Origin of the sequence: Pseudomonas sp. LTGT-11-2Z (assembly GCF_003691445.1) — a bacterium.
Lineage (GTDB): Bacteria > Pseudomonadota > Gammaproteobacteria > Pseudomonadales > Pseudomonadaceae > Aquipseudomonas > Aquipseudomonas monteilii.
Map to the genome: position 1 here is coordinate 3,308,089 of NZ_CP033104.1, position 25,553 is coordinate 3,333,641.

The following is a 25,553-nucleotide window of genomic DNA, read 5'->3' on the forward strand; positions in this document are numbered from 1 at the left end:
AGACTGCGGTTTTCCGCAGAGCAGCCCCACCCATGCAACAGTTTCTGATCATCGCCCTCGCCCACTTCCTCGCATTGCTATCACCTGGCCCGGACTTCTTCCTGGTGGCGCGTACCTCGATCAACAGCGGCTGGCGCATCGCCAGCGGTGCCTGCCTGGGCATCGCCCTGGCCAATGGCGCGTTCATCGCCATGGCGTTCACTGGCCTGTCGGTGCTGCAGGAAGGCAGCCTGCTGTTCACCGCCCTGCAACTGGCGGGCGCCAGCTACCTGCTGTACATCGGCGTGCTGTTCTTACGCCATGCCGGGCAAACCCGCCTGGGCGCAGTCGCGGGCGAGTCGGCGGTACCGGGTTGGTGGCGGGGCTTGGGCATGGGTTTCTTGTCCGGCATCCTCAACCCCAAGAACGCGCTGTTCTATGCCAGCCTGGCCAGCATGGTCGCCAGTGCCAGCGACAGCTGGAAAACGGCGTATGCCTTGTGGATGTTCAGCATCGTGCTGCTCTGGGACTTGCTGGTTGCCGTGGCCATCGGTAACCAGCGGGTACTGCGGCGTTTCGCCCGTAGCCTGCCGTGGCTGGAGCGAGCCTCAGGCGTCATGCTGGTGGCATTGGCGTTGGCGTTGCTGCTGCATCTGGCGCGGCGCTGAGCAGTTTCAGCGTCCGCATGTCCATCAAGCTGAAGTGGCCACTGGCCCAACCGCCGGTGTCCAGGTGCCAGACATTGCCCAGCAGCTTGGGCTCCAGCACCGGCGTGTGCCCCACCAACAAGGCCCGCAGGCCTTGCACCGGCTGGGTATTGCCTTCCTTCAGCCGCCGCCGCGACCACTGGCACACTTCCCGCACTTTGGGGTCGTCATCCAGTTCCAGCTCCAGCCAACGCCTCAAGGCTGCCCAATCGGCAAACGGGCTGTCGGCATGCAGCAGGCCTACCAGGCCATCTGCGCTTTCCACTTCTATCGCAATCGGCAACTGCTCGAAGCGCTCCACGTAGCGAAGTTGCTCGGCCCGGGGCAGGTCGAGGAACCAGTTCCCACCCGCTGCACGGTACATCTCCAGGTCAAGCCGCCCCCCTCGCACGCGGGTGATTGCGAGCGCCTCATGGTTGCCTTGCACCGCATGAAACCATGGCTGCGCAAGCCATTCCAGAGCGGCCTCGCTGTGCGGGCCACGGTCGACCAGGTCACCTACGCTGAACAGGCGGTCCACGGCCGGGTCGAACCCTACCGCTTCCAGGCACTTCTCCAGCCGCTGGAAATGACCATGGATATCACCCACTGCCAGGTCCCGCCCCCGGATATTGGCGAGCAACCGCCGAAACCGTCCCATTACAATCTTCCTCTGCTGGTGGCGCCATGGCAGGCGTAAAATGGAAGCACTCCCACTCTACCCCGAAGGTGCATCATGCGTACCGCCCTCGTGTGTGCCGTGCTCATGGCGCTGTCACTGGACAGCATGGCACAAGGAGCCCCGCCCGCGCAGGTCGAGGTGCGTTTCGACCACCCGGAAAAATTCCGCGATGCCAGCCTGGACAGCCACGGTTATGAGCGTGGCACCGATGACTATGTGATGAAAACCCTCACCCAGTACTTGCAGAAGCTCGGCCAACGCTACCTGCAACCGGGCCAGCAACTGGTCATCGACATCCGCGACATCGACCTGGCCGGGCGCTTCGAGCCTTGGCACAGCCAGGCCTACGATGTGCGCTTCATGCGCGAGATCACCTGGCCGACGATTGACCTGACCTACACCCTCAACCAGCCAGGCAAACCCGCCCGGCAAGCGGAGGAACGGGTCAGCGACAAGATGTACCTCAGCCGCCCGGGCCGGGTCGCCAGCAGCAACGACCGCCTGTATGCCGAGAAGGCCATGCTCGACGACTGGTTCCGCCAACGCTTCGCCGCGCACCCGGCAACCTGAAAAACCCTTCACTGGTACAGGTGTTGGTGCCGGTAGTATGCTCGGCCCTTCAACCTTTACCAGGGAAGGGTTTAGATGAAACTGTGTGCCGTACAACTGGCGTCGCTCAAGGGCGATGTACCAGGCAACGTCCAACGTCACCTGGCCTGCATCGAGCAGGCGGCGGCACTGGGTGCCGAGCTGGTGGTCTTCCCCGAACTCTCGCTGACGGGCTACGAGCCCACCCTGGCGCGCCAGGCCGCCCTGCCGGTCAGCTCCGCACGGCTGGACCCGCTGCAAGCCGCCTGTGACCGCTTGGGCATCACCATTGCGGCTGGCTTGCCGTTGCCGACACCCGAAGGTATCCGCATCGGCATGCCGATTCTTAGCCCCATGGCTGCGCGCCAGGCCTATGCCAAACGGCGCCTTCATGAAGACGAGCTGCCTTACTTTACCCCGGGCGATCAGGCATTGCTGCTGCAGGTCGGTGAGCACCGAGTGGCACCGGCAATCTGCTACGAGTCGATGTTCATGGCCCACGCTGCCGCCGCCCGCGAGCACGGCGCCGACCTGTATCTGGTCAGTGTGGCGAAAACCGCCAAGGGCATCCGCGAAGGCTACTTGCATTACCCGGCAGTGGCGCGTGAACTGGGCATGCCGGTGCTGATGGCCAACTGCGTGGGGCCGGCCGACACGTTCATCGGCGCTGGCGGCTCGGCGGCGTGGGACAGCCAGGGATGCTTGCTGGCGAGCCTGGATGACCGCATTGAAGGGCTGATCCTGCTGGACACTGGCAACACCAGCGCCGTGGCCCTGCCTTTGGACCTACGCCCGGCATGATCTACCTGTTACTGGCGTTGCTGAGCTACGCCTGCACCTACTACCTGGTCGGCCTGCTCATCCAGGGCCAGCTTGCCGATGTGGCCGAAGGCTTACGCCATAGGCCGGACGCGCCGACACCCGGCGAGTACCTGCGCGAGGTCAAGCCCCATGCACGGCGGGCCCACCGGCACTACACCCTGATGGCCGGGTCGGTGTTGGCCATACTGGCCTGCGTGGTCGCCAGCTGGTTCCGCTGACGCATTACAGGTCCAGTGCCAGGCTTTGCCGGCCCTCCAGCGCCAGCAGGTACTGCTTGGCCGCCAGGCCGCCGGCAAAGCCGGTAAGGCTGCCTGAAGCACCGATCACGCGGTGGCACGGTGCGATGATCGAAATCGGGTTGCGGCCGTTGGCGGCGCCTACTGCGCGCACCGCGTCGGGGTTGCCGATCTGCCGGGCGATGTCACTGTAGCTGCGGGTTTCACCGAAGGGTATCGCCAGTAACGCGGCCCATACCTGGCGCTGGAACTCGGTGCCGGCAAAATCCAGCGCCAATTCGAAGCGCTGCCGCTTACCCGCAAAGTACTCACCCAGCTGTCGTGCAGTTTCCCGCAGCACCGGGCACTGGTCGTCACGGTACACCTCGCCGAGGCGAACGCGGTTTTCCCGCTCCTCTTCCCACAATACGGCTGCCAGGCATTCGCCGCGCGCCACCAGGGTCAAGGTGCCGACGGGCGACTGCATGAGGGTGAATGCGCTGGACATAAGCGTGAACCTGCCTGTTTGCGATGGGCGCACTGTACGCATCCACAGCCCCGTGCGCATCCGCTTTCTTGCTCAGGTAATGGCACAACCGGCAATCCGCCGCGCTTCGTTGAGGTTGACCTTGGGGATCAGTTCGGCGGGGATACGTGAGGTGGCCGACAGGTTGTAGACGTGAAAATGCGCGCTCACCACCTCCCGCGCCATCAGCGTCAGCGACGGCAGGATGCGGCTGTCCCAGTGCTGGTCGAGCCCGCACGGCGAACACTGGCCCTGCCCGTTTTCATAGAAGCGCCCCACGGTCTGGTCCAGGTCCACCCCGACCAGCAGCACTTCTTCAAAGCCCAGGTGATACGCCAGCTGCAAGGCCACATAGGCCACTGTGCGGGCATCGAAAAAACCATGTGTCAGGTCTTTGCTGAAGGCAATCGAGCGGCTGCGCTTGCTCCACAGCGCGCGGTTGCACACGCAACTGTCACCATGGCCGCGCAAACCGTCCAGCAGGCCCGGTGTGTCGGCTTTGTGCAGGGCATAACACTCGGTACTGGCCGGCACATCGGCACCTTCGTATTGCTCGGGCCAGAGTGCCAAGCGTTCGCTGTCGCGCAAGGCAGTGGCAAACAAGGCCGGCTGCTGCTGGCTAAAGCTTTTGTCGGTGCACACGTAGAAGAAGGGGTGGATACCGTGTTCGGCGGTCATGGCGACCGAGCCGTTCATGGCAATGATGGGCAAATGTGCGAACTCGCCCAACGGAAAATGCCTGGCAGAAGCGCCGGAGGCAAGGATCACCACGGGGCCCTGCTGGGTGTTGCGACACGCCTCGAAACTGGAGAACGCCCCGCGTTCAGCGCTTGGCTGCGACGGAAGTGTGTTCATCTTTGGCATCTTTGACCGAACAGTACAAACCACAATACTGATCCGTGTATATGCCGTGGCCGCTTTTACCTAACTTTACCTGGCTAAACATGAGCAAACCGCCGTTCCCTTGCCTGGCGGGGATTTGGGGCGCTTTGCGCCCCTGAAAGTCGCACGCCAAACCTAGATTTCAGCCTGGCGAATGCGCTTCTTGTCGATCTTGCCGACACTGGTCCTGGGGATCTCGTCCACACAACGAAGCTGCCGTGGTATCGCCCATTTGTTCAGGTGCCCGCTGTCGACATACGGCTGCAGGTGCCTGGCCAATGCTGGCTGGTCCAGTTGCACACCGTCACAACAGACCACCAGCGCCAACGGTTGTTCCCCCCACTGTGGGTCAGGAATACCGATGACCGCCACCGAGGCGACGGACGGGTGCTGGCTGATGAGGTTTTCCAGCGCCACCGAGCTCACCCACTCGCCACCGGTCTTGATCACATCCTTGATCCGGTCACGGATGCGCACCACGCCGGCTGCGTCGATGCAGGCCAGGTCACCGGTGTGCATCCAGCCCCCCAGCCACAGCGCCGCGCCTTGCTCCGGTTCGTGCAGGTAGCCCTGGGTGAGCCACGGCGCACGCACCACCACTTCGCCCAGGCTTTCGCCATCGTGCGGCACCGCCCTGCCCTCATTGTCGACGATACGCAGGTCCACCAAAGCAATCGGCACGCCGGCATCGATGCGCAGAGGCAGTTGTTGCGCCATGGGTTGTGCCAGCAGGTCGGCGCTCAGGTGGGTGATGCTCAGCAGCGGGCAGCTTTCCGACATGCCATAGCCACAATGCACGCTGATGCCCCGCTCGCTGGCTCGCTGGGCCAGGCCCAAGGTCAACGCGCTGCCGCCCAGCAGCATCTTCCAGCCAGCCAGGTCGGTGCAGCGCCCTTGCTCGCTGTCGAGCATCATCTGCAGCACCGTGGGCACACAATGGGAGAAGGTCACACCCTCGTCGCGATAAAGGCGCACCAGGCGATTGGGCTCGTAGCGCCCGGGGTAGACCTGCTTGATACCCAGCGCGGTGGCCACATAGGGCACGCCCCAGGCATGTACGTGGAACATGGGCGTGATCGGCATGTACACATCGCCCGTTCGCAGCAGCGGTACGTCGCCGCACGCGGCCAGGGTGCCCTGCTCGACCAAGGTGTGCAGCACCAGTTGCCGGTGGCTGAAGTAAACGCCTTTGGGGTTGCCGGTGGTACCGCTGGTATAGAACAGCGTGGCCAGGGAATTCTCGTCGAAGTCCGGGAATTCGAACTGGGGCTCGGCAGCCGCCAGCATGGCTTCATACTCGCCCAGCATAGGTACCACCTGCGCGGCGGGGGCGCCATCGCTGAGGCGGATGAAGCCATCGACTGTCGGCAGGTCGGCCTGTAGCTGCTGCATCAGCGGCAGGAAGTCGTCATGCACCAGCACCCACCGGTCCTCGGCATGGTTCATGGTATAGCGCACCTGCTCGGTGGACAGCCGCACATTTACCGTATGCAGCACCGCCCCCAGCATCGGTACGGCAAAGAAACACTCCAGTGCGCGATGGCTGTCCCAGTCGAGCAAGGCCACGGTATCGCCGGGTTTCACCCCGGCGGCGGTGAGCGCATTGGCCAGTCGCTGAATGCGCGCCAGCAACGTCGTGTAGGTGTAGCGCAGCTGGTCGGCGTACACGATTTCCTGGTTGGGCTGGTAGCGCACGCCCGACAGCAGCAGGCGCTTGATCAGCAGCGGGTAGGCATACGCCTGCTCGGCCGCAGGCATGATGCGGGTCGAGGTCATGTTCGCGGCCATCACAGTTGCCCGGCCTCGAGCAGGTACAGGCTGTCGCTGCCGGCCCTGACACTGGCACTGAGCGAATGGATGCGCGGCAGCAGGCGTGCAAAGTAGAAGCGCGCGGTACCGAGCTTGCTCACGTGGAACGGCTCCGATGCCGCTTGGCGCTGGCACACCACGGCCATGCGTGCCCACAGGTAGGCGTAGAAGGTGTAGCCAAACACCTGCAGGTACTCGACCGCCGCCGCGCCAAGCTCGCGCGGGTTGCCTTGGGCACGGTCGAGCAGCCAGGCACTGAGTTCGTCAAGGTTGCGCACGGCAGCGAGCAACGGTGCGCTGAACTCGGCACATGCGGCCGGCAGCGCCTCGGCAAAGGTGGTGAGTTCAGCGGACACAGCAAGGTACGCCTCGCCACCATCGGCAAACAGTTTGCGCCCCACCAGGTCGAGGGCCTGAATGCCATTGGTGCCTTCGTAGATCTGGGTAATGCGGCAGTCGCGGATCAACTGCTCCTGGCCCCATTCACGGATATAGCCGTGGCCACCCAGCACCTGCTGGCCGTGAACGGTGGCCTCCAGCCCCATGTCGGTGAGGAAGGCCTTGGCCACCGGCGTGAGCAACGCCACCTTGGCATCGGCCTGCGCGCGCGCAACCGGGTCGCCGCTGTATTTGGCCAGGTCCAGCTGCAATGCCACGTAGGTGGAAAATGCCCGACCACCTTCGTTCAGCGCTTTCATGGTCATCAGCATGCGGCGTACGTCCGGGTGGACAATAATCGGGTCGGCATGCTGCGCCGGCTCTTCAGCCCCCGTCGGTGCGCGGCCTTGCTGGCGATCGCGAGCATAGGCGATGGCCCCCTGATACGAACGCTCGCCCAAGGCCAGGCCTTGGATACCCACGCCGAGGCGCTCGTAGTTCATCATGGTGAACATCGCATTGAGCCCCTTGTTCGGCTCACCGACCAGGTAGCCGATGGCACCGTCAAAGTTCATCACGCAGGTTGCCGACGCCTTGATGCCCATCTTGTGCTCGATCGAGCCGCAGCCCACCGCATTGGCCTGGCCCAATGTGCCGTCGGCGCCAACCAGCACTTTGGGTACCAGGAACAGCGAGATACCTTTGGGGCCAGCAGGGGCATCCGGCAGCCTCGCCAGCACCAGATGGATGATGTTCTCGGTCAGGTCCTGCTCGCCGCCGGTGATGAAAATCTTCGTGCCGCTGATGCGGTAGCCGCCATCAGCAACGGGCTCGGCGCGGGTGCGGATCAGGCCCAGGTCGGTACCGGCGTGGGGCTCGGTCAGGCACATCGATCCGCTCCAACGCCCTTGGTACATCGGCGGCAGGTACAGCGCCTTCAACGCCTCGCTGGCATGGTTCAGCAGTGCCAGGCAGGCGCCGGCCGTCAACATTGGGTACAGGCCGAATGACAGGTTGGCGGCATTGAGCATTTCTTCGAGCTGGGCGCCGATCACTTTCGGCATGCCCATGCCGCCATATTCTGGTGCACCGGCCACCCCGACCCAGCCGTCAGCGGCGAATGCCCGGTAGGCATCGGCGAAACCGTCGGGCGTCCGAACCAGGCCAGCTTCCCAACGGCATCCCTGCTCGTCGCCACTGCGGTTGAGCGGCGCCACCTGCTCGGCAATCAGTTTGCCGGCCTGCTCGAATATGGCCCGGGCAGTGTCGCCATCGACCACGTCGGCCAATGCGGGCGTTTGCGCCCACCAGGCGGGGATGTCGAACACGTCGTTGAACAGAAAATCCATGTCGCGCAGTGGCGGAAGGTAATCAGACATGAGGCGAACACTCGGTTTCTTGGGTTTGCGAAAGTGCTACGGCCCGGGTTTCGGCAGCCGCCGGGGTGCCCTGACCACGCAGGAGGAAGTGCGACAGCGCGGGTATCAGCACCAGCGCGCCGAGCATGTTCCACAGGAACATGAAGGTCAGCAGCAGGCCCATGTCGGCCTGGAACTTGATGGGCGACCAGGCCCAGCCAACCACACCGGCAGCCAGGGTAATGCCGACCAGCCCTACCACCCGGCCGGTGAACGCCACGGCGTTCTGGTAGGCCTGAGCCAGGCTCAGCCCGGCGCGCTGGTAGTGCAGCTGCACGCTAAGCAGGTACAGCGCATAGTCCACGCCAATGCCCACGCCAAGGGCGATCACCGGCAAAGTGGCAACCTTGACGCCAATCCCCATGGCCACCATCAGCGCCTCGCACAGCACCGAGGTGAGTATCAGCGGCAGGATCGCCACCAGCGTTGCGCGCCAGCTGCGGAAGGTGACCAGGCAGAACAACGTGACCGCCAGGTACACCAGCAACAGCATACGGTGGTTGGCCTCGCGTACCACCACGTTGGTGGCGGCCTCGATACCGGCGCTGCCGGCGGCCAGCAGGAACTGGTGCTCGGCACTGCTGTTGGCCTGGGCAAAGCGTTCGGCCACGGCAGCCACCTCGGCCAGCGTATCGGCGCGATGGTCTTTGAGGTAGGCGATCACCGGCATCAGCGAGCAGTCGTTGTTGAACAGCTCCGGGGCGTTGACCGAAGCCTGCTGGGCGGCGTAATTGAGCACGTCCTGGTTACGCTGCAGACTGTTCAGCCGTGGGTTGCCTTCGTAGGTACCAGCGGTGATCTGGCGCACAGCGTTGGCCAGCGACACAGTGGTCTGCACACCCGGCAGTTGCTGCAGCTCCCAGGCGAGGCGGTCGGCAAGAATCAAGGTCGGGTACTTCAGGCAGCCTTCGGGAGCGGTCTTGACCATGACCGCGAAGGTGTCGCTGGACAGTGCGTAATGCTGGGTGATGTAGGCATTGTCGAGGTTGTAGCGCGAATCAGCGCGAAGCTCGGGGGCGCCACTGTCGAGGTCGCCGATTTTCAGATGCAAGCTGCCCCAGATGCCCAGGGCGGCCAAGGCAAGGGCTGTCAGCACAGCGGCGCTGGCCCATTTGCGTTCAGTGAAGCGGTCGAGCAGGTCCCACAGCCGACCGAAGCCACGGTGCCGAGCCGCGCGGGCATCGATACGCAGCGCCCGGTCGGCGGCCTTGCGGCCTACCCCGACATAGGACAGGGCCACCGGCATCAACAGCAATGAGGTAAAGATCAGCACTGCCACGCCAATGCTGGCGGTAATCGCCAGGTCCTGAATCACCGGAATATCGATGATCATCAGCACGGCAAAGCCCACGGCATCGGCCAGCAAGGCGGTCACCCCGGCCACGAACAGGCGACGGAAGGTATAGCGAGCGGCGATCTGCCGATGGGTACCGCGACCGATGTCCTGAAGGATGCCGTTCATCTTCTGCGCCGCATGCGACACGCCGATGGCAAAGATCAGGAAGGGCACCAGGATCGAATACGGGTCGATGGCATAGCCCAGCCAGGCGACGATACCCAGTTGCCATACCACCGCCGTCAGCGAACACAGCACCACCAGCAAGGTGCTGCGTATACAGCGGGTATAGCAGTAGATGATCACCAGGCTGGTCAACACCGCCAGTGCAAAGAACGCCATCACCTCGATCAAGCCGTCGATCAGGTCGCCCATCAGCTTGGCGAAGCCAATCACATGAATACGGTACTGGCCGCTGGCCTGGTACTGGCTGCGCAGCTGTTCGAGCTTTTGCGAAAAGGCATGGTAGTCCAGGCCTTTGCCGGTGGCTGAATCCTGGTCGAGCAGCGGCACCACCAGCATGCTCGACTTGAAGTCGCGCGCCACCAGACTGCCGACGATGTTGGCACGTTCGATGTTCTGCCGTAGCTGTTCGATGTCACCGGCCGCGCCCTGATAGCCGTCAGGCATGACCGGACCACCCTGGAAGCCTTCCTCGGTGACCTCGGTCCAGCGCACCGCCGGGCTCCACAGCGACTTCACCCAGGCCCGGTCCACCCCCTGGCTGAGGAACAGCTCGTCGTTGATGTGACGCAGGGTCTGCAGGTAGCCCGGGTCGAAAATGTCGCCCTGAGTGTGCTCTACCACTACCCGCACCGCATTGCCCAGGCCGCGCAACGAGGCGCGGTTTTCCAGGTAATGCTGAATGTAGGGGTGGCTCTGCGGCAGCATCTTGTCGAAGCTGGGGCGCAGTTCCAGGCGGGTCAGCGCCATGAAGCCCAGCACCAGCGTCGCCACCAGCATGCACAGCAGAAATGGCAGGCGGTGGTTGAACACAAGGCGTTCCAGGCCGTTGCCCGAATGTGGATCGAAGTCGGCAAGGTTGCGGATTACCGGAAGGGTATCTTGGCGGGTAGCGGCCATCAGGGTCTTCTCTTGTTATGGGTGTTGCGTGGGGTTACCGGCCTGGTTGCGCACGCCCCGCTCGCCCACCAGCACCAGGCCGTTGCCGGTGTCGCTGACGAGCGCGGTCACCGGGCCACGGGCGCTTTGCGGCACCTGGCTGAAGCTGGCACCGTCATCCCGACTGAGCAGCAGGTCGCCGGCCTGGCTGGCCAGCCACAGCTGGCCGTTACGGTCGACGCCGGCGGCGGTGAGGCTGGTGTTGATACCCGTATTCACCGGCTGCCACTGCTGGCCGCCATCGGTGCTGCGGTAGGCGTGGCCGCGCAGGCCGTAGACCAGCAGCACGCCGGGTTTGCCGACGGCGCCGAACAGGGTGCCGGCATAGGGCGTGTCGACGCGGCTGAAGCGTGCGCCGCTCCACTTCAGCAGCAGGCCCTGCTCGCCGGTGATGTACAGGTCGTCACCCACCGCCGCCAGGCTGGTCAGGTGCAGGCCTTGCGGGTTGTCGCTGTGGTCGAGCCAGGGTTGCCAGTGCTCGCCGCCGTCGGTGGTGCGCAACAACAGGTTGAACACCCCCACCGCATAGCCGTTGCGGGCATCGCTGAACCACACGTCGAGCAAGGCATTATCGGTGGCCGCCGCAGGCAACTGCTCGGCCAGCGCGCGGCCATCCAGCTGTTTGTGCCAGTGCACGCCACCATCGCGGCTGTGCAGCACCACACCGTCGTGGCCGACCGCCCAGCCCAGTTCGGGCGTAGCAAAGCTCACCCCATTCAGGTCGGCGCTGACGGGCACCTGGGCTTGCTGCCAGTGTGCGCCGTGGTCATCGGAATACAGGATGTGCCCGCGCGGGCCGACCGCGACCAGGCGCGGCCCGGCCAAGGTCACGTCACGCAGGGCGCTGCTGCTGGCCAGGGCACTGGGCATGGCGGGCACCTCCAGCACGTCGGTGAAGGGCGCGGCCTGCGCCGTGCCCTGCAGCGCCGCCAGGGCCAGCATCACTACGCTGCATCGTTTGAAGACAGACATTGGCAACCTCTGCTCCGTGCGCTCAGCGAATGCCATTGCCGGCCAGCGACTCGGGCGACCACTGGGTTTTCGACAATGGGTCGATGTAGCGGATACCGCCGTAGGCACCCACCACGCCGTTGAGGTTGTAGGTGCCGCCGATCAGGTCGTAGATCATGAAAGGCGTGGCGTCCGGGGTCTGTTTGTCGTAGCTCTGGGTGAGGAAGGCGAACGAGCCGCGATAAAGCTGGCCACGGGCGTCGTACTGGTCCGAGGCCAGGGCGATCCAGCTGTCTTCGTCAAGGTAGAAGCGGCGCTTGTGATAGATGTGGCGTGCGCCGTCCTTGAGCTTGCCCTCCACCACCCACACGCGGTGCTTTTCCCAGCGCACGAACTGCGGGGCCAGGTGGTTGGGGGTGATCAGTTGCTTGACGTCGGTGTTATAGGTGAGCGGGTAAGTGTTGTAAGGCACGTACATCTCCTGCTTGCCGACCAAGGTCCAGTCGTAGCGGTCCAGGGCGCCATTGAAGACGAACACGTCATCGTAGGTGCCCGAGCCCGACGTGCCCGGGTTGGGCGTGTCGTAGGCCAGGTTGGGTGCCAGCTTGACCCGGCGCTGCCCCGGCAGGTACTGCCAGGCGCTGCGCGGCTGCTCCAGCGGGTTGGCGGCATCGCGCAGCATCATGGCTTCGCCGGCACGGCGCGCGGGCCCGGTGTACACCAGCTTCATCTGGTAATAGGTGTCCTTGGCACCGATCGGCTTGGCCATGTCCTCGTAGATCGGGTAGCTGATATTGGCCTGGCCGGTGGTCGACAGTGACGCTTTGCCGGCGGCATCGACGTTCCATGAGTCGTACTTGGCGGTCATGCTCACGCCCTGGTAGCGCAGCAGGAAGTTCCACATGGCCTCGGCGCCGTTTTGCGGAATGGGGAACGGGATGCCGGGCAGCACGTTGTCCACCGCCGTGCCACCCTCCAGGCTTTTGGCAGCGGTGGCGTTTTTGCGGGTGTTGTCTAGCACCGCCTGCGGCAGCGCTACGCTGCGATGAGTCGGGTACACGTCGACACGGTAACTGGGATAGCGCTTGAGCAGTTCCAGGGTGGTGGCAGTCAGCTGGCCCTTGTACTGGTCGGCGTTCTTGCCATCGATGACCAGCAGCGGCTTGTCGCTGGCAAACGGGTCGGGGCGCATGCTGGCACCGCTCTGGAAGTTGGCAGGCGGTGTCTGCAGGCCACCCTGGTAAGCCGGGATCGAACCGTCGGCATTGCCGGCCTTTTCGGCACCGATGGCGGTCAGGTTGGTGCCCAGGCGGGCAGCCTGATCAGAGGAAACAGCGGCTTGGGCGGCGTTGAGCGCGGCCAGCGACAGGCACGAGGCCAGCAGGGTACGTACGAAATTCATGATGGTTGTCTTCCTGTGTAGGCGGTAGGAAACATGAGTCAGAAGGTCGTCTTGACGGTCAGGTACAGGGCGCCACGGTCCTCGGTGGTGGCACCACCACCGGAGAAGGAGGCGTAGCCGCCGCCGTAGCAGGTGTAATCCTGTTCGCCGTCCAGGGCATTGGGGGTGCTGCCGTCGGTCTGGCCATCCTTGCAGGCCTTGGTCTCACCGAAGCTGTCGACGTACTTGAGGTCGACGAAGTACTGGTTGTAGATCGCCGCGCTTACGCCAAGCGCATAGTTGCCGGTGTTTTCGGCACCGCCGCCCTGCACCGGCGACACACCGTCGATGCCAACGTTGACCGACAGCGGCATGCTCAGGTCCATGCCCGGCACCACCTGGTACCAGGTGGGGGTGAAGTTGACGGCGATGCCCCAGTTATCGCGGGTGGCCTTGTCGATACCGCGGTAGCTGCTCTTGCCTTTGTACAAGGCCTCGTTGTGGCCATCGAGCTTGAGCAGGTTGCTGTAGAACAGCTCGCCGAGCAGGGTTGCCGAGTCGAACAGCGGCGTATCACCGATGGTCATCAGGCCGTTGAGGGTGAAGTGCAGGGTGTCACCAGTGGCGCTCAGGCTGTCGCCGTCCTTGGGCACGTCGTAGATCACCCCGCTGCTGGGCAGGCGCGCCGGCAGCAGGCCGAAGCCGCCCCCCAGGCCTGCCTGGCCGGGGGCACTGACGATTGCCGGGATGCTCGCCAGCGGCATGTTGTGGCGGATGTTCAAGTCGCTGCCGACGCTGATGCCCGCCACATCCTTGGACAGGCTCAGCCCGTAGATGTCGATGTTGTCGGCATAGGCGAACTGGTAGGTGGTGCTTTGCAGTGAGTTGTAGAGGTTGCCGACCGCGCCCTGGCGGCTGCCCGGCGGGTTGCCGAACGGACCGTTGGCCACGGTCATGCCACGCGCATCGAGCCAGGCCTGGGGCAGGATTTCGGAGGTCTTGCGGTAGTAGAAACCCAGGGTGCCGCCCAGCCACTCCGGCGACCACTTGGCCATGACGCCCCAGTCGCCGCTTTTGCCAGGGGTAAGGTCATGACCACGGCGCAGGGTGGTCAGCGCACCACGCACCGGGATCAGCCCCGGGGTGCCGGTATGGCCCAGCAGTAAGCTCTGCGCGCCCTCGCCTACCACGTCGGAGCCGCCATAGTAGGTACCCGCCTCGGGCAGTCGGGCCGCGTCCCAGTCGAAGAAGTACTGAGCGCCCAGGGTGAGCTCGGAATTGACCAGAAACGAAGTGGACAGCTGGTTACGGGGCACGAACAGCTCCTTGGCCTCGGTGCCCGGCGATGCCGCCAGCTTGGCCAGGTCCAGGCCGGACTGGCCGTAGCTCAACGAATGCACCGGGTTGAGCAGGGTTTCACCCCAGAACAGGTTGTGCTGGCCCAGCTTGGCGCTGACCTGTGATGCTTCGCCCACGTCACGGCTCATGAACACGAAGGCATCCAGCACTTCGCCCGAGGGGCCGCTGTAGTAACGCTGGGCGTAGTTGCTCAGGTGCGGACTGCCCAGCGGCATGCCGGTGCCCGGCATGCCATTGAGGCTGGGGTTGATGCCTGACTGGTCACCGTTGCCGTTGACGAACGGGTTGCTGTTGGAGCCGGTGTTGTCGTAGGCCTTGTCGTACCAGCTGGCAGTGCTGACGCGAAAACCGGTGTTGCCCTGGTACACCACGTCCAGCTCGGTCAGCAGGTCGACCCGGTTGGTGACGTTGGTGCCCGCCTTGCGGAAGTTGTAGTCGCCGTCGTTGCTGTTGGGCGTGCCCAGCAAGCGCTTGTCGGCACTTTCAGTGCGCACGCCGTAGTTGTACTTGACGGTATTGTCGAAGCGCACGGCCCAGTCTTCGTTGCCGGTATCGACTTCGAAGGCTTGGGCGGCAGGCAGCGTGAGCAGGCCGATGGCACAGGCAAGCAGGCAGCGCTGTGGCTTCACAGCACGGTGAATGCGGTGTTCTGGCATTACGATGGCTCCACGTATTGTTATTGTTTTTTACGCCGCCCGTCTGCTGCGGGCGTGGCTGGGGCGTCCATGCGTTACTGCAGGTTTGCGCCGTCCAGTCGGCGGATCAGGGCCTCGGCCAGCGGCCAAGGGCCGAAACCGGAAGCCGGGTTAAGGTGGCCAACAGCGCCCAGGCCAACCAGTTCGCTGCCCCAACGCCGGGCCAGTTCACCGGCGGCGGCGTAGCTGGCGAGGTGGTCGTTACTGCTGGCCGCGACAATGCTTGGGAATGGCAGCGACGTCGGCGGAAGCGGTGACCAACCCTTCTCGGCCAGGCTGGCCGGGCTTGGGTAATGCGCCGGCCAGTGGGCATTGAGGTCTGGCGGGGCCGCCAGCAAAGCCCCCTTGATCGGCCGCCGGTAGCGTGCCGCCCAATGGGCGACCATCAGTACGCCAGCGCTGTGCGCGACCAGGATTACCTCACCTTCGAGCTTATCGAGCTCGCGCTGGATCGCCTCGACCCGGGCGTTGCAACACAGGCCGTCAACCTGCAACGGCGGTACGCTGCGCACCTTGGCCAGGCGGCCGGCCAGCAGGGTTTGCCAATGTTCGGCGACGTGGTCACGCAGGCCAGGGACAATCAGCACGGTGGCTGTGGTTTGCAATTTTTCCACGGTGAACCTCATGTGCGATGTAGCGCTTGAAGGTCACAGTAAACAGGCCTCCCCCCGGGTGCTTTACATTGGGCGTCAGGCGCTTTTCATTTGATGACAACGGTCAAAACAGGGCTTTGCTTTTCAATTGATGACACGCACGCTATAAAACCAGTGGACCTGCAACCCCCGTACTTCAGGGACAACAATAAAAAATGCCTGCTCTAGTCCGTGCCGCCAGTTTGACCAACTACCTGGAAGTGTCCCGCCACCTGGGCCTCAATCCCCATGCACTGCTGGCACAGGTTGGCCTGAGCGCCGCGCTGCTCGACGACCCCAACCGGCGTATCCCGGTGGCCAGCGTCATCAGCTTGCTGGAGGCCTCTGCCAGCGCCACGAAGTGCGAAAGTTTCGGTTTGCGCATGGCCGAATTGCGTCAGTTGTCGGACTTCGGCGAAATCAGCCTGCTGCTCAGCCACCAACGCAACCTGCGCGATGCGCTGCAAGTGATCGTGCAGTACCGCCACCTGCTCAACGACGCGCTGGCCATCCATATCGAGGAAGCCGGCAAGACCGTGGTTATTCGTGAGGAGGTGATCAACGAGCGAGCGCCGTGCAGCCGCCAGGCCACCGAGTTGGCCATCGGCGTGATGATGCGCCTGTGCGCGGCACTGCTGGGTGCCCATTGGCACCCGATCAGTGCCAACTTCACCCACGCGGCCCCTGCCGACCCCGCCATTCACCGGCGCATTTTCGGTTGCACACTGGTGTTCGGTAGCGAATTCAATGGCATCGTCTGCCCCGCCGCCGACCTCGACAGCGCCAGCCCGCAGGCCAACGAGGCCATGGCCCGGCTGGCGCGGCGCTACCTGGACACGCTGCCGGCCAGCGGCGTGCCGTCGCTGGAACTGGAGCTACGCAAGACCATCTACCTGCTGCTACCCATGGGCCGTGCCACCATCGAGCAAGTGGCGCAGACCCAAGGCATGAACGTGCGCACCCTGCAGCGGCGGCTGGAAGAGAACGCGCTGACCTTCAAGGACCTGATCAACAGCGTGCGCCGTGACCTGGTGATGCGCTACCTGGAAAACCCCAGCTATTCGCTGGGGCGCATTGCCGACATGCTCGGTTATTCGATGCCCAGCTCATTCACCCGCTGGTTCATTGCCCAGTACGGCATGCCGCCGGCAAACTGGCGCGCACAGCACAATGGGCAGTTGCATTAACCGCCCGTTGCGGGCTCATCGATGACGATAAACACCTCACCCTTCTCGTGCTCGACAGGGTACGTGTTCAGCTTGAGCGCGGTGGAGTTCTGCAGATAACCGCTGGCCAGGTCGAAACGCAACCCGTGGGCACAGCACTGGATGACGCGACCCTCCAGGCGACCACCGCACAGCGATGCCCCCTGGTGCGGGCAACTGTCATCGACGGCATAGAACGAATCGGCAATGTTGAACAAGGCCACACTGTGGCCTTCAAGGTCCAACAGCACCCGCCCGTTGCGTTCGGGTACTTGATCGGGGGCCAGTGCCATACGTCGTTTCATGCCTGCACCACCTCCTGCAAGGCGTCGTTCATGGCCGCAAACAGCGCCTCGGCCGGCCGCACGCCTGCAATCAACGGCCCCTGATTGAAGCGGTAGCGCGGCACGGCACTGCCTGCGCGCCCTGCCCCATCGAGAAACGGGCTACCGTCGTCACGCAGGCAGTCGACCACTTGTGCGGCCTGCAGCCCGCAGCTCTGGGCAATACCGAGCAAGGTGCCGCTGTCCCCCAGGTCACGGCCCTGATGGAAATAGGCAATGAACAACTGCGCCAGCAACGCCTCCTGTTGCGGTGCACCGAGCAGGCTGCCGGCCCGTTGCATCAACCGGTGAGCATTGCCGGTATTGGGCATGCGGCGTATGCGCGAGAAATCGATATCCTCGCCCACCACGCTGGCAGCGGCGCGCACCTGGGCCTGGCGCTCGCGTACGGCTTGTTCACTGCCCAGGCGTTGCAGGTAAAACGTACTGAACGACACCCCGTTGGCAGGCAGCCCAGGCAACAACTGCACGCCCTGCCAGTGCACCTGCACCTCTACCTGAGGTTGCTCACGTTGCAACCACAAAAGGGCCGCCTGCAGGTGCCGCTGCCCAATCAGGCACCAAGGGCAGACAAAATCGAAGAACACCTCGACGGACAACAGCTGTTTCACGGTTTCAACTCCTGGAGCGCAGACAGTCCATGTCGCGGTGGTAATGACGTTTAGCGAAAAAGAACACAGCCGCCGCCGCGATGCTTGTCAGCGGTACCAGCTGTAATGCGGCCTGCAGGCCGATCAGGTCGGATACCCGGCCAGTAATCAGCGGCCCGGTCGCCAGGCCCAGCAGGTTGTTGGCCAGGGTCAGGGTGGCGAAAGCGGTGCCATGTACCGAGGCGTGGGTAAGGTTGGCAACCATGGCACTGGACGGGCCGTTGGTGCCGGCGGCAATCATCATGCCCAGGCAGATCAGCACCAGTTGTGCGGTGCCAGCGGGCAACGCGAAGGCCATGCTCAGCAGCACGCAGCTGCCCAGGCAGTAACCGATGGCCAGGCTGATCTTGCGGTCCGGGCGCTGCCGGCCCAGGCGGTCGCAGAGCATGGCGCAGACGATCATGCCGACGCCGCTGCACAACACGATGACAGCGGCGACCGCACCGGCGCGGTCAGTGCCCATGGCGTAATAGCGGTTCAGGTAGCTAGGCATCCACACAATCAAGGTGCCGCCAACAAACAGCTGCAGGCCGCTGCCGATATAGGCGGCGATGACCGAGCGGCTGCTGTACAAGCTGCGCAGCGGGCGGCTGACCTTGCCCAGCGCCTGCTGCGCGCACTTGGGCGCAATGCGTACTTCCTTGACGATCATGGGGTACAGCATCGCCAGCACCAGGCCGAACAGTGCCATGCCGGCGAATGCCCAGCGCCAACCCAGGTGCTGAGCCAACACGCCGCCCAGGGCCATGCCCAGCACCGAGCCGAACATGCCACCGGCCATGAATGCCCCGGCCAGGGTCGAGCGCATGTCGCGGGGGAACACGGCGACCACCACGGCAATGCCGACACTGCCGTAAGCGGCCTCTCCGACCCCGACCAGAAAACGCGCAATGAACATTTGCGGGTAATTTTCTGCCAAGGCGCAGCCGAGCGTCGCCAGGCTCCACAGTACCGCCATCAACACCAGGCTGCGTACCCGGCCGAAACGGTCGGCCAACAGTGACAGCGGGAACGTCAGCAAGCCGACCATCAGCGCGACGATCCCGCTGAGCAGGCCCAATTGGCTGTCACTGAGCGCCCATTCGCCCTTGAGCAGCGGGAACACCGCGTTGAGTACCTGGCGCGACATGTAGTCGGAGATCAACAGACCAAAGGTCAGGGCAAAGACCACCCAGGCATAACGCCGGGGCACGCTGTGGGCGGATTCGCTACCGGAGTCTTCGGCGCTGGCGAGGTAGGTGGCCATGTTGCCTCCTTGGGTGTAGGGCTTGGGTGTTGTTTTTGTTGTTATGGGTAACAGCCAGAACTGATGTTGCTCTTGCGGGCCGCTTCGCGGGCAAGCCCGCGAAAGGGTCGGGCCTGCCTTTCAGGTACGCTGCGGCACCCCCTTCACACCCGACAGGCGGTTTGGCGCCATGCCGTTGGCCTTCAGGGTCTGCTCGATGCTGTCGTACTGCTGGCCGATGCGGTAAATGGCGCGGGCCTCTTTGCCAGTGGCAATCTCGCGACCCAGTTCATGCGCCACGCGCACGGTCTGCCGGACCTGCTGCACCGAGGTGAAGCGTTTGCCGTGCTGGTCGATGATGGTGTCTTCGTTGCCACAGCGCGGGTGCAGGCCCATGGCCAAGGCCATGGTGTTGAACGGCAGCACGTTCTTCAGCAACGACTCGGCGGTCAACGTGCAGCCGTCCGGTGCGCGGTGGATGAAATTGAAGAAGTTGAACGGGTTGGGGCCGTCGAAACCGCCGCCAATGCCGATCCAGGTCAGGTTCAGCGGGCCCATGTAGTCACCCCGGCGCACAATGCGCTCAAGGGTTTCCAGGGCATGCATGCCAGTCAGCTGGAAATGCGGCTGGATATTGCTGGCCTGTAGGCGGCGCAGGTGTTCGCGGACCCAGGCCGGGCCAGCCGGCACGGTCATCTCGCTGTAAGCTGCATGGATTGCGGGGCTGGCCAGCGAGGTGCCTTCGAGGTACTCGGGGTACAACAGCTCCATGATGTTCATCTGCGTGGTGTTGATCGCCACGGTGACCTGGTCGGGGCGCGGCGTCAGTTCGGCGAGCATGTGTCGGGTGTCGTCCGACAGCCATTTGGCCGCCTCGCCTTCGCCTTCCGGCGCGAAGGAAATAGAACCACCCACCTGGATGATCATGTCCGGAACCGCCTCACGCACACCGGCGATCAGCTCGTTGAATTTGGACAAGCGCTTGGAGCCTTTGCCGTCCAGCTCGCGCACATGCAAGTGCAGCACGGTGGCGCCTGCCTCGTAACAGTCGACGGCCTTCTGCACCTGCTCGTCCATGGTCAGCGGAATGTCTTCAGGGAAGTCTTCGGGCATCCACTCCGGGCCATAGGGGGCCACGGTGATCACCACCTTTTCCATGTTTTCCGGGTGCAACGAATCGTCGAAGAATTGCATGCTGTAGTCCTCGCTATTGTTATTGTGCGGTTGCCGCCAGTGACGGCGACAGGCTTAGAACGTGCGGCTGCCCTTGATCCCGGCGCGCTCCATCTTGCGGTGGCACGGCGGGTAGTCCATGACGGCGTAATGCTGAGTGCTGCGGTTGTCCCAGATCGCCACGCTGTTAGGCTTCCAGCGCCAGCGCACCTGGTACTCGGGCAGGTACGCCTGGCTGATCAGGTAACGCAGCAGGTCGCTGGCACCCGGGTTGGCGTCCTGGCCGAAACGCACCCGCTGCGGGGTGTGGTAGTTGCTGAAATGGGTGGTGAAGGCGTTGACGAACAACACCTGCTCGCCCGTTTCCGGGTGGGTGCGCACCACCGGGTGCTCGGCATCGGGGAACTGCGCCTTCAGCGCCAGGCGTTTGTCCAGCGGCATGGCGGCGCCGAAACTGGCCTCGATGCTGTGGCGGGCGCGCAGGCCTTCGATCTTGGCTTTTACGTCGCTGGGCAGGTTTTCATAAGCCAGCACCATGTTCGCCCACATCGTATCGCCGCCCACCGGGGGGCACTCGACGCAGCGCAGTACGCAGCCCATGGGGGGCGCCTCGCGCCAGGTGGCGTCGGTGTGCCAGGCATTTTCATAACGGTCGTTGGGCTGGTCCGGGCGCTTGTAGATCTGCACCAGCCCTGGGTGCTCAGGATCGCTACCGGCCACCGGGTGATCTTCCAATTCGCCGAAGCGACGGGCGAAGGCCACATGCTCGGCACGGCTGAAGTGCTGGTCGCGCATGAACAGCACACGGTGTTGAAGCAGCTGCTGGCGCAGTTGGGCGAACAGGTCATCATCGTGAATCGCGTCGGCCAGGTTGACGCCACTTACCTCAGCACCGATCGCGCAGGTCAGTTGTTCGATGTGCATGCTGTTGCCCTCTTCAGATGACGAAGATCGACGAGCCGGTGGTTTTGCGAGCTTCCAGGTCACGGTGGGCCTGAGCGGCATCCTGCAAAGCGTAGTGCTGGTTGATTTCGATCCGGATGCGCCCGCTGCTGACGTGGTCGAACAGTTCACCGGCCAGGTCGGCCTTTTCTGCCGGGTCGGCAATGAAGTCGGCCAGTGCCGGGCGGGTGAGCTGCAGCGAACCCTTGATCGCCAGCAATTGCGGGTCGAATGGCGGGATGGTGCCCGAAGCCGTGCCAACGCATACCATCAGGCCACGGCGTTTGAGCGCATCGAGCGAGCCCATGAAGGTGTTCTTGCCAACGCTGTCAAACACCACGTTCACCCCTACCCCGTCGGTCAGCTCACGCACGCGGCTGGCCACGTCCTCGACGCTGTAGTTGATGATGTGGTTACAGCCATGGGCGCGGGCCACTTCAGCCTTGGCCTCGGTGGATACGGTGCCGATCACGTTCAGCCCCAACAACCTCGCCCACTGCGCGACAATCAGGCCCACCCCGCCAGCAGCGGCATGCAGCAGCACGCTGTCACCGGGCTTGAAGTCATAGAGCCGGCGTAGCAAGTAGGCCGAGGTCAGGCCGCGCATGGTCATGGCGGCAGCGGTCTCGAAGGCAATGGTTTCCGGCAGTTTTATCAGTGCCGCGGCGGGTATGAGTCGCTCGGTACAATAAGCACCCAGGGTATTGAGGAAGCCGGTATAGGTGACACGGTCACCGACCCTCACCTGCGTCACGCCCTCGCCCACGGGCTCTACCACCCCGGCAGCTTCCACGCCGATGCCATTGGGCAACGGAATCGGGTAGGTGCCATTGCGGAAGTAGGTGTCGGCGTAGTTCAGGCCCACCGCCACCTGGCGCAAACGCACCTGGCCTGGGCCGGGCTCGCCCACCTCGGCATCCTCGTAGCGCAGCACTTCGGGGCCACCGGTCTGATGGAAACGTACGACTTTGGACATGCTTGTCTCTCCACTCATCGATCTGGACGCCTGGCGTCAGTTCTGGATGACTGGACTGTATGCCCTTGGCTTTCGGGATGCTTCGCATCGGACGACAGCGGGTTTTCATTTGATGACAGCGCGATCGGCACCCTGCCCTGCATGAACGCTGTTTTATTGATGAGCCTGCTTGATGCTTATCCATGGCGAGACTAATACTTAAGTCTCTGCCTGGGGAGGCACGAAACATGCAACCAAGATTCGTTATCGTTCCCGCTGTGCCGATCGAAAAGGAGTCGTTCCGCATGGGCAGCCGCTATTACGCCGCTACCGTTTGTGGAGGGTTCGACATTTACGATAACCAGGTGAAGGAGCGGCTCAAACCGAGCTACCCGAGCAGGACGGATGCGCAGGTTCAGTGCGAGCAGATGAACAAGCGCGGGGACGTGGGTTGATCAATATGCCAAGCCCTAAGCGATCTCCGTGGCAGTGACCCTGCTTCGCGAGCACAAGGCCCGCCTGCCCAGCATGGGCGGTTCGAGCGGCTCGGGCTACTGACTCAGTCCAGGCACTCTCTGGCAGCCTGGCGCAATTTGTCGCCCGACAGGAAGCTGCCCTTGTAGAACGTAGCGCGGCTGCCATCGCGAGAATCGACCACGTCCAGCACATCGTCGCTCGCTACGGCACTGGGCGCCGTCAGCCGATAACCGTGGGCTATCGACTTCTGCGTAGCCTGCGGCGCCAGTGCCTGCCACTTAGGCAGGACACATGCGGCGTACTGCTGCGGCGATTTTTTGGTCAGTTTACTGGCCGTGGGTTTGCCAGGGGTTGCGCAGCCGGCAAGGCTGGCAACTAACGCAGAGGTGATAAAAATACGAAAGGTAGGCATTTGCAATTGGCCATTAGGGATACGCTGCATTCTAACGGGGCTTGCGCCGAGTTACTAATCAACCAAGGTCTGGCTGCAGTTTTCGCGCAATTGACACGGCCATGGGCGCTGTGGCACCTGATAATTCTGCCAGTAGCGTGAGCAGGTGGAGGCTGCGACAGTAAAGGTGTTAACCCACCAGTCGGCAAGGAATTCCACAATGCAAAATAACGCCAACAAAACACTTCTTTTCTATCAGAATGGCAAACTCACCACCCTTAAAACCGGTGAACAGAACCGTAGCATTTTTCGCCACTCAGACGTGCCACTTGCCGAGCAACAATCAGACGGTAACCAGTCCATCGGATTGTTGGTAACGGACGATAAAGGTTCGGTACTTCAGGTGGAAACAGACCGCTGAAAAACCTGGGCACTCGCCGGCGCCCCAGCAATGATCGCGTAGGCTCTTCCGGGTTTGGGCGAGAAAGCGCCTTCTACAAATCGGTTGCGTTTCACCCTGCCCTGCGGCGATGCTCACAGGCCCGTTGAAGCAACTGACAAGGAAGGCCTTTAACATCATGGAAACGCTTCATAGCATCAAGTCAGACCTGGTCAGAACAGCCGATCACCTGGACCAGCTCAGTCAGGCCATGAGTGGTCATGCCAGGTTCATGGCGGCGCGCGGTAGCTCGCAAAGCGAGGTGGATGTTGCCGCGCACATCAAGTCCATCGATGTGGTTGCGGACGAGTTACGCTCTGTCGCCGCAAGAATCGACGACATGGAAGGCACTTGTTGACTGACTTCACGGTCTGGAAATCGCCTTGGTTTGCCTGGCTAATCCATTCCTGACCGCGACTACATACCCGGTTCAGGGTGCCAGCCCCCCCAAATGGGGGTCAGGGTTTGGCTCCCCGGTACAGCACGATGGCCGCTACATCGAGGGCCAGCACGATGGCGACAAAGAGAAACATGACATACAGGTCTTCAGGAAGCATTGCCGTATCCCCCAAATGCGCCGGTTTGAAAGGGTAAGAGCAATATCCGTTCCAGTCGGCGCATCAGATATTCGGGCAGCGACTCAGCTGAACTTGAGCTTCACCACTTTGCTCAGCGCCCACCCCCCGAAGACGTAGAACACATCCAGGTAGAGGCGCCCTGCATAGTTGGGCAACGGCGCGTTATTCAACAACACATCCGGGTCGGGCGCAGGGGGAAACAGCGCATAAAAACCGTTGGGCAGCACCGCCAGCGCCAGCAGCAACAGGTAAGTCGAGGTTTGCAGTAAGGTAGCGCGATTCCTGGATTTGGCAGACCACTTCAAGCCGTAGTACGCAACCAGGCCGGCAACGGGCAACACCCAGAAATGCGTCGGGATCCCAATGAACATTTCGGCGACAACGCTTCTTGCTTGCACCCGAGATTCTCCTTCTAAATAGGCGGATTATTGCGGCCGTGGCCAGCAAATGCAAAAAGCCCGCTCTCAACAGCGGGCTTTTTGTGTTTTCCAGTGCTAACCCTCATGCCTTGGAACACATCAGTGCGGCGTCCAGCAACCTCGTGTGCCCATGTTACTGCTTGAAGGCAACCCGGTATCAGGCTTATTGGCTATATGGACCTCGGGGCGCCTTCTCGCGCCCGCCATCAGTAGCGACGATACTCCTGCCCGCCATGATCACCGTCGTAATAATGGCGATGATGCCGCCCGTCAGGCCCGTATGGCCAGCAGCCACTGAGCAGCAGCGAACCGGACAACACCACAACCCATGCAGTCTTGCGTTTCATGTGCGCACCTCCGACAAGCGAAGCCAAGGCTTGCTTACGTTGGACCGCACTCAATCGGGATGTTCAGGCTGGCGCACGCCGCTGGTCATCTTCCCCGCCAGGTTTCATGTAGCGGCTGGCCCGATTACGCGTATGGCGTGCCCCACAATCGGGGTCAGGATATGGCATTGAGAAACACATAAGTCGCCGCCAGGTCCAGTACCAGCACAGCCACAACGCTGAAAATCATGTAATAGCGGTCATCCTGAGTCATTTCTGCGTACCCCGCATGATCAATGTCTCAGGGCTTCAGCAATTCCTGTTCCAGCGTCGATTTCCCTCAGGGGCGCGATCCCTCCGGCGCGGCCCGCGAGTGCCTATCGCCTTTTACCCAACCACCCTCGAAATTCTTCCAGCCGTCTACCCATCACTACGCTCCCTGCTTGGTAAGCGGCGAAGCATATCCCCCCTATTCGACGATAAAGCCACCCCAGTGAGGGCGGCGCAGAACCACAAGAGTCCAGCCAAGTGCCTGAAGGCCGGTTGTGCTGCTGAGCGATTGGACCTTGCGGACAATCCAGTTCGCCAGGCAGTACGCGGCTCACCGCAGAAATGCCAAGGCAGCGGTGACCGAAACCCCGTTGTTGTTCCCGCCGTCGAAGAGCGCCGAGTACGTGAATCAGGCCTGTGACCTGCACAAGCGGTGGAGGCCGAGGCTGAATGAATTGGGGATCAAGCGTCGCCCCCCCATACAACTGCCGTCACACCTATGCGACAATACGCGCAATGTCCGGCCTCAACCCCGCATTTATCGCCCAACAGCTGGGTCACAGCGTTCAGATGCTGCTGTCGACGTATGCCCGTTGGCTTAACTCAAGCTCCGACTGGAGCGAGCTGGAAAAGCTCAAGATTGGTATCAAATCGGTATCAGCTGAAAGCCCAGCGTCGTAAGTTACTGATAGGTAAGC

Annotated in this window: 27 protein-coding genes and 1 pseudogene; 9 read left to right on the forward strand and 19 right to left on the reverse strand. The window is 62.9% G+C overall.

All coding sequences use genetic code 11. From position 1 onward, the window contains the following. The first annotated feature begins 32 nt into the window (after positions 1-32). Positions 33-647: a LysE family translocator gene (locus tag D8767_RS15365; RefSeq protein WP_016715605.1), complete on the forward strand. Its 615-nt coding sequence runs from the start codon at positions 33-35 to the stop codon at positions 645-647. On the opposite strand, the gene D8767_RS15370 is transcribed toward D8767_RS15365, so the two are convergent. Next, entirely contained in the window at positions 595-1,326 is a 732-nt protein-coding gene (locus tag D8767_RS15370; protein ID WP_016715606.1) for a metallophosphoesterase, read from the reverse strand. The genes D8767_RS15365 and D8767_RS15370 overlap by 53 nt on opposite strands. A gap of 75 nt (positions 1,327-1,401) precedes the next feature. On the opposite strand from D8767_RS15370, the gene D8767_RS15375 reads away from it, so the two are divergent. The 3 genes from D8767_RS15375 (at position 1,402) to D8767_RS15385 (ending at position 2,975) form a co-directional block, all read left to right on the forward strand. Then, positions 1,402-1,917, forward strand: coding sequence for a DUF3016 domain-containing protein (locus tag D8767_RS15375; protein ID WP_016715607.1), 516 nt, complete (start codon positions 1,402-1,404; stop codon positions 1,915-1,917). Between the two features lie 75 nt (positions 1,918-1,992). Continuing rightward, positions 1,993-2,736: a carbon-nitrogen hydrolase family protein gene (locus tag D8767_RS15380; protein WP_016715608.1), complete on the forward strand. Its 744-nt coding sequence runs from the start codon at positions 1,993-1,995 to the stop codon at positions 2,734-2,736. Next, on the forward strand, positions 2,733-2,975 hold the full coding sequence (locus D8767_RS15385) for a hypothetical protein (RefSeq protein ID WP_016715609.1): 243 nt from the start codon (positions 2,733-2,735) through the stop codon (positions 2,973-2,975). Before D8767_RS15380 ends, D8767_RS15385 begins: the two co-directional genes overlap by 4 nt. A 4-nt stretch (positions 2,976-2,979) precedes the next feature. On the opposite strand, the gene D8767_RS15390 is transcribed toward D8767_RS15385, so the two are convergent. The 9 genes from D8767_RS15390 to D8767_RS15430 form a co-directional block, all read right to left on the reverse strand. Then, positions 2,980-3,480: a methylated-DNA--[protein]-cysteine S-methyltransferase gene (locus tag D8767_RS15390; RefSeq protein ID WP_016715610.1), complete on the reverse strand. Its 501-nt coding sequence runs from the start codon at positions 3,478-3,480 to the stop codon at positions 2,980-2,982. A gap of 72 nt (positions 3,481-3,552) precedes the next feature. Then, entirely contained in the window at positions 3,553-4,353 is an 801-nt protein-coding gene (locus D8767_RS15395; RefSeq protein ID WP_016715611.1) for an LPS biosynthesis protein, read from the reverse strand. 162 nt (positions 4,354-4,515) lie between these two features. Continuing rightward, a complete protein-coding gene (locus tag D8767_RS15400; RefSeq protein WP_028698795.1) occupies positions 4,516-6,156 on the reverse strand; it encodes a fatty acid--CoA ligase in 1,641 nt (546 codons plus the stop codon). An 11-nt stretch (positions 6,157-6,167) separates the two neighbouring features. Next, positions 6,168-7,946 carry an acyl-CoA dehydrogenase C-terminal domain-containing protein gene (locus D8767_RS15405; protein ID WP_016715612.1) on the reverse strand — a complete coding sequence of 593 codons (1,779 nt, stop codon included), beginning with the start codon at positions 7,944-7,946 and terminating at the stop codon, positions 6,168-6,170. Further along, positions 7,939-10,404 carry an RND family transporter gene (locus D8767_RS15410; RefSeq protein ID WP_016715613.1) on the reverse strand — a complete coding sequence of 822 codons (2,466 nt, stop codon included), beginning with the start codon at positions 10,402-10,404 and terminating at the stop codon, positions 7,939-7,941. Before D8767_RS15410 ends, D8767_RS15405 begins: the two co-directional genes overlap by 8 nt. 15 nt (positions 10,405-10,419) lie before the next feature. Beyond that, positions 10,420-11,415 (reverse strand): YCF48-related protein, encoded by a 996-nt coding sequence (locus tag D8767_RS15415; protein WP_029380353.1) that lies wholly within the window; start codon positions 11,413-11,415, stop codon positions 10,420-10,422. Between the two features lie 22 nt (positions 11,416-11,437). Further along, positions 11,438-12,796: a DUF1329 domain-containing protein gene (locus D8767_RS15420; RefSeq protein WP_016715615.1), complete on the reverse strand. Its 1,359-nt coding sequence runs from the start codon at positions 12,794-12,796 to the stop codon at positions 11,438-11,440. A gap of 38 nt (positions 12,797-12,834) precedes the next feature. Continuing rightward, positions 12,835-14,790, reverse strand: coding sequence for a DUF1302 domain-containing protein (locus D8767_RS15425; protein ID WP_016715616.1), 1,956 nt, complete (start codon positions 14,788-14,790; stop codon positions 12,835-12,837). Positions 14,791-14,864: 74 nt separating this feature from the next. Continuing rightward, positions 14,865-15,443, reverse strand: a complete 579-nt coding sequence (locus tag D8767_RS15430) for an alpha/beta hydrolase (RefSeq protein ID WP_016715617.1) — start codon at positions 15,441-15,443, stop codon at positions 14,865-14,867. Positions 15,444-15,637: 194 nt separating this feature from the next. On the opposite strand from D8767_RS15430, the gene D8767_RS15435 reads away from it, so the two are divergent. Beyond that, positions 15,638-16,648 carry an AraC family transcriptional regulator gene (locus D8767_RS15435; RefSeq protein WP_016715618.1) on the forward strand — a complete coding sequence of 337 codons (1,011 nt, stop codon included), beginning with the start codon at positions 15,638-15,640 and terminating at the stop codon, positions 16,646-16,648. Here D8767_RS15435 and D8767_RS15440 read toward each other — a convergent pair. From D8767_RS15440 to D8767_RS15465, 6 genes are all read right to left on the reverse strand, one after another. Next, positions 16,645-16,971 (reverse strand): Rieske 2Fe-2S domain-containing protein, encoded by a 327-nt coding sequence (locus D8767_RS15440; RefSeq protein ID WP_026020371.1) that lies wholly within the window; start codon positions 16,969-16,971, stop codon positions 16,645-16,647. The genes D8767_RS15435 and D8767_RS15440 overlap by 4 nt on opposite strands. Continuing rightward, positions 16,968-17,621: a DsbA family oxidoreductase gene (locus tag D8767_RS15445; RefSeq protein ID WP_016715620.1), complete on the reverse strand. Its 654-nt coding sequence runs from the start codon at positions 17,619-17,621 to the stop codon at positions 16,968-16,970. Before D8767_RS15445 ends, D8767_RS15440 begins: the two co-directional genes overlap by 4 nt. Before the next feature lie 4 nt (positions 17,622-17,625). Further along, positions 17,626-18,906: an MFS transporter gene (locus D8767_RS15450; RefSeq protein ID WP_016715621.1), complete on the reverse strand. Its 1,281-nt coding sequence runs from the start codon at positions 18,904-18,906 to the stop codon at positions 17,626-17,628. Positions 18,907-19,026: 120 nt separating this feature from the next. Beyond that, on the reverse strand, positions 19,027-20,079 hold the full coding sequence (locus tag D8767_RS15455; RefSeq protein WP_016715622.1) for a 3-keto-5-aminohexanoate cleavage protein: 1,053 nt from the start codon (positions 20,077-20,079) through the stop codon (positions 19,027-19,029). Between the two features lie 54 nt (positions 20,080-20,133). Beyond that, positions 20,134-20,982, reverse strand: a complete 849-nt coding sequence (locus tag D8767_RS15460; protein ID WP_016715623.1) for a TauD/TfdA family dioxygenase — start codon at positions 20,980-20,982, stop codon at positions 20,134-20,136. Between the two features lie 13 nt (positions 20,983-20,995). Further along, positions 20,996-21,976, reverse strand: coding sequence for a quinone oxidoreductase (locus tag D8767_RS15465; RefSeq protein WP_121757657.1), 981 nt, complete (start codon positions 21,974-21,976; stop codon positions 20,996-20,998). A 227-nt stretch (positions 21,977-22,203) separates the two neighbouring features. On the opposite strand from D8767_RS15465, the gene D8767_RS15470 reads away from it, so the two are divergent. After that, positions 22,204-22,410 (forward strand): hypothetical protein, encoded by a 207-nt coding sequence (locus D8767_RS15470; protein ID WP_020371287.1) that lies wholly within the window; start codon positions 22,204-22,206, stop codon positions 22,408-22,410. Positions 22,411-22,514: 104 nt separating this feature from the next. Here the strand turns inward: D8767_RS15470 and D8767_RS15475 are convergent, their stop codons facing one another. Next, a complete protein-coding gene (locus tag D8767_RS15475; protein ID WP_016715626.1) occupies positions 22,515-22,874 on the reverse strand; it encodes a hypothetical protein in 360 nt (119 codons plus the stop codon). 169 nt (positions 22,875-23,043) lie between these two features. Between D8767_RS15475 and D8767_RS15480 the strand changes: the two genes are divergently transcribed. Together D8767_RS15480 and D8767_RS15485 are read left to right on the forward strand one after the other, a co-directional pair. Then, a complete protein-coding gene (locus D8767_RS15480) occupies positions 23,044-23,244 on the forward strand; it encodes a hypothetical protein (RefSeq protein ID WP_016715627.1) in 201 nt (66 codons plus the stop codon). Positions 23,245-23,401: 157 nt separating this feature from the next. Then, positions 23,402-23,620: a hypothetical protein gene (locus D8767_RS15485; RefSeq protein ID WP_016715628.1), complete on the forward strand. Its 219-nt coding sequence runs from the start codon at positions 23,402-23,404 to the stop codon at positions 23,618-23,620. A 282-nt stretch (positions 23,621-23,902) separates the two neighbouring features. Here the strand turns inward: D8767_RS15485 and D8767_RS15490 are convergent, their stop codons facing one another. Both D8767_RS15490 and D8767_RS28765 read right to left on the reverse strand, forming a co-directional pair. After that, the gene (locus D8767_RS15490; protein WP_016715630.1) at positions 23,903-24,211 is read right to left on the reverse strand and encodes a hypothetical protein; all 309 of its coding nucleotides are present in this window, start codon (positions 24,209-24,211) and stop codon (positions 23,903-23,905) included. A gap of 254 nt (positions 24,212-24,465) precedes the next feature. Then, positions 24,466-24,606, reverse strand: coding sequence for a hypothetical protein (locus D8767_RS28765; RefSeq protein ID WP_162998267.1), 141 nt, complete (start codon positions 24,604-24,606; stop codon positions 24,466-24,468). A gap of 524 nt (positions 24,607-25,130) precedes the next feature. Here D8767_RS28765 and D8767_RS29260 point away from each other — a divergent pair. Further along, positions 25,131-25,536, forward strand: a pseudogene (locus tag D8767_RS29260) (site-specific integrase); the annotation flags it as partial. Positions 25,537-25,553 lie beyond the last annotated feature (17 nt).

Excerpts from the sequence above, each read along its gene's own strand:
- D8767_RS15365 (WP_016715605.1), top strand. The coding sequence starts at position 33 with ATGCAACAGTTTCTGATCATCGCCCTCGCCCACTTCCTCGCATTGCTA.
- D8767_RS15490 (WP_016715630.1), bottom strand. The coding sequence starts at position 24,211 with ATGTTCATTGGGATCCCGACGCATTTCTGGGTGTTGCCCGTTGCCGGC.
- D8767_RS15485 (WP_016715628.1), top strand. The coding sequence starts at position 23,402 with ATGGAAACGCTTCATAGCATCAAGTCAGACCTGGTCAGAACAGCCGAT.
- D8767_RS15415 (WP_029380353.1), bottom strand. The coding sequence starts at position 11,415 with ATGTCTGTCTTCAAACGATGCAGCGTAGTGATGCTGGCCCTGGCGGCG.
- D8767_RS15465 (WP_121757657.1), bottom strand. The coding sequence starts at position 21,976 with ATGTCCAAAGTCGTACGTTTCCATCAGACCGGTGGCCCCGAAGTGCTG.
- D8767_RS15475 (WP_016715626.1), bottom strand. The coding sequence starts at position 22,874 with ATGCAGCGTATCCCTAATGGCCAATTGCAAATGCCTACCTTTCGTATT.
- D8767_RS15395 (WP_016715611.1), bottom strand. The coding sequence starts at position 4,353 with ATGAACACACTTCCGTCGCAGCCAAGCGCTGAACGCGGGGCGTTCTCC.
- D8767_RS15380 (WP_016715608.1), top strand. The coding sequence starts at position 1,993 with ATGAAACTGTGTGCCGTACAACTGGCGTCGCTCAAGGGCGATGTACCA.
- D8767_RS15470 (WP_020371287.1), top strand. The coding sequence starts at position 22,204 with ATGCAACCAAGATTCGTTATCGTTCCCGCTGTGCCGATCGAAAAGGAG.
- D8767_RS15455 (WP_016715622.1), bottom strand. The coding sequence starts at position 20,079 with ATGCAATTCTTCGACGATTCGTTGCACCCGGAAAACATGGAAAAGGTG.
- D8767_RS15385 (WP_016715609.1), top strand. The coding sequence starts at position 2,733 with ATGATCTACCTGTTACTGGCGTTGCTGAGCTACGCCTGCACCTACTAC.
- D8767_RS15405 (WP_016715612.1), bottom strand. The coding sequence starts at position 7,946 with ATGTCTGATTACCTTCCGCCACTGCGCGACATGGATTTTCTGTTCAAC.
- D8767_RS15370 (WP_016715606.1), bottom strand. The coding sequence starts at position 1,326 with ATGGGACGGTTTCGGCGGTTGCTCGCCAATATCCGGGGGCGGGACCTG.
- D8767_RS15420 (WP_016715615.1), bottom strand. The coding sequence starts at position 12,796 with ATGAATTTCGTACGTACCCTGCTGGCCTCGTGCCTGTCGCTGGCCGCG.
- D8767_RS15435 (WP_016715618.1), top strand. The coding sequence starts at position 15,638 with ATGCCTGCTCTAGTCCGTGCCGCCAGTTTGACCAACTACCTGGAAGTG.
- D8767_RS15400 (WP_028698795.1), bottom strand. The coding sequence starts at position 6,156 with ATGACCTCGACCCGCATCATGCCTGCGGCCGAGCAGGCGTATGCCTAC.
- D8767_RS15410 (WP_016715613.1), bottom strand. The coding sequence starts at position 10,404 with ATGGCCGCTACCCGCCAAGATACCCTTCCGGTAATCCGCAACCTTGCC.
- D8767_RS15450 (WP_016715621.1), bottom strand. The coding sequence starts at position 18,906 with ATGGCCACCTACCTCGCCAGCGCCGAAGACTCCGGTAGCGAATCCGCC.
- D8767_RS15390 (WP_016715610.1), bottom strand. The coding sequence starts at position 3,480 with ATGTCCAGCGCATTCACCCTCATGCAGTCGCCCGTCGGCACCTTGACC.
- D8767_RS15425 (WP_016715616.1), bottom strand. The coding sequence starts at position 14,790 with ATGCCAGAACACCGCATTCACCGTGCTGTGAAGCCACAGCGCTGCCTG.
- D8767_RS15480 (WP_016715627.1), top strand. The coding sequence starts at position 23,044 with ATGCAAAATAACGCCAACAAAACACTTCTTTTCTATCAGAATGGCAAA.
- D8767_RS15440 (WP_026020371.1), bottom strand. The coding sequence starts at position 16,971 with ATGAAACGACGTATGGCACTGGCCCCCGATCAAGTACCCGAACGCAAC.
- D8767_RS15460 (WP_016715623.1), bottom strand. The coding sequence starts at position 20,982 with ATGCACATCGAACAACTGACCTGCGCGATCGGTGCTGAGGTAAGTGGC.
- D8767_RS28765 (WP_162998267.1), bottom strand. The coding sequence starts at position 24,606 with ATGAAACGCAAGACTGCATGGGTTGTGGTGTTGTCCGGTTCGCTGCTG.
- D8767_RS15375 (WP_016715607.1), top strand. The coding sequence starts at position 1,402 with ATGCGTACCGCCCTCGTGTGTGCCGTGCTCATGGCGCTGTCACTGGAC.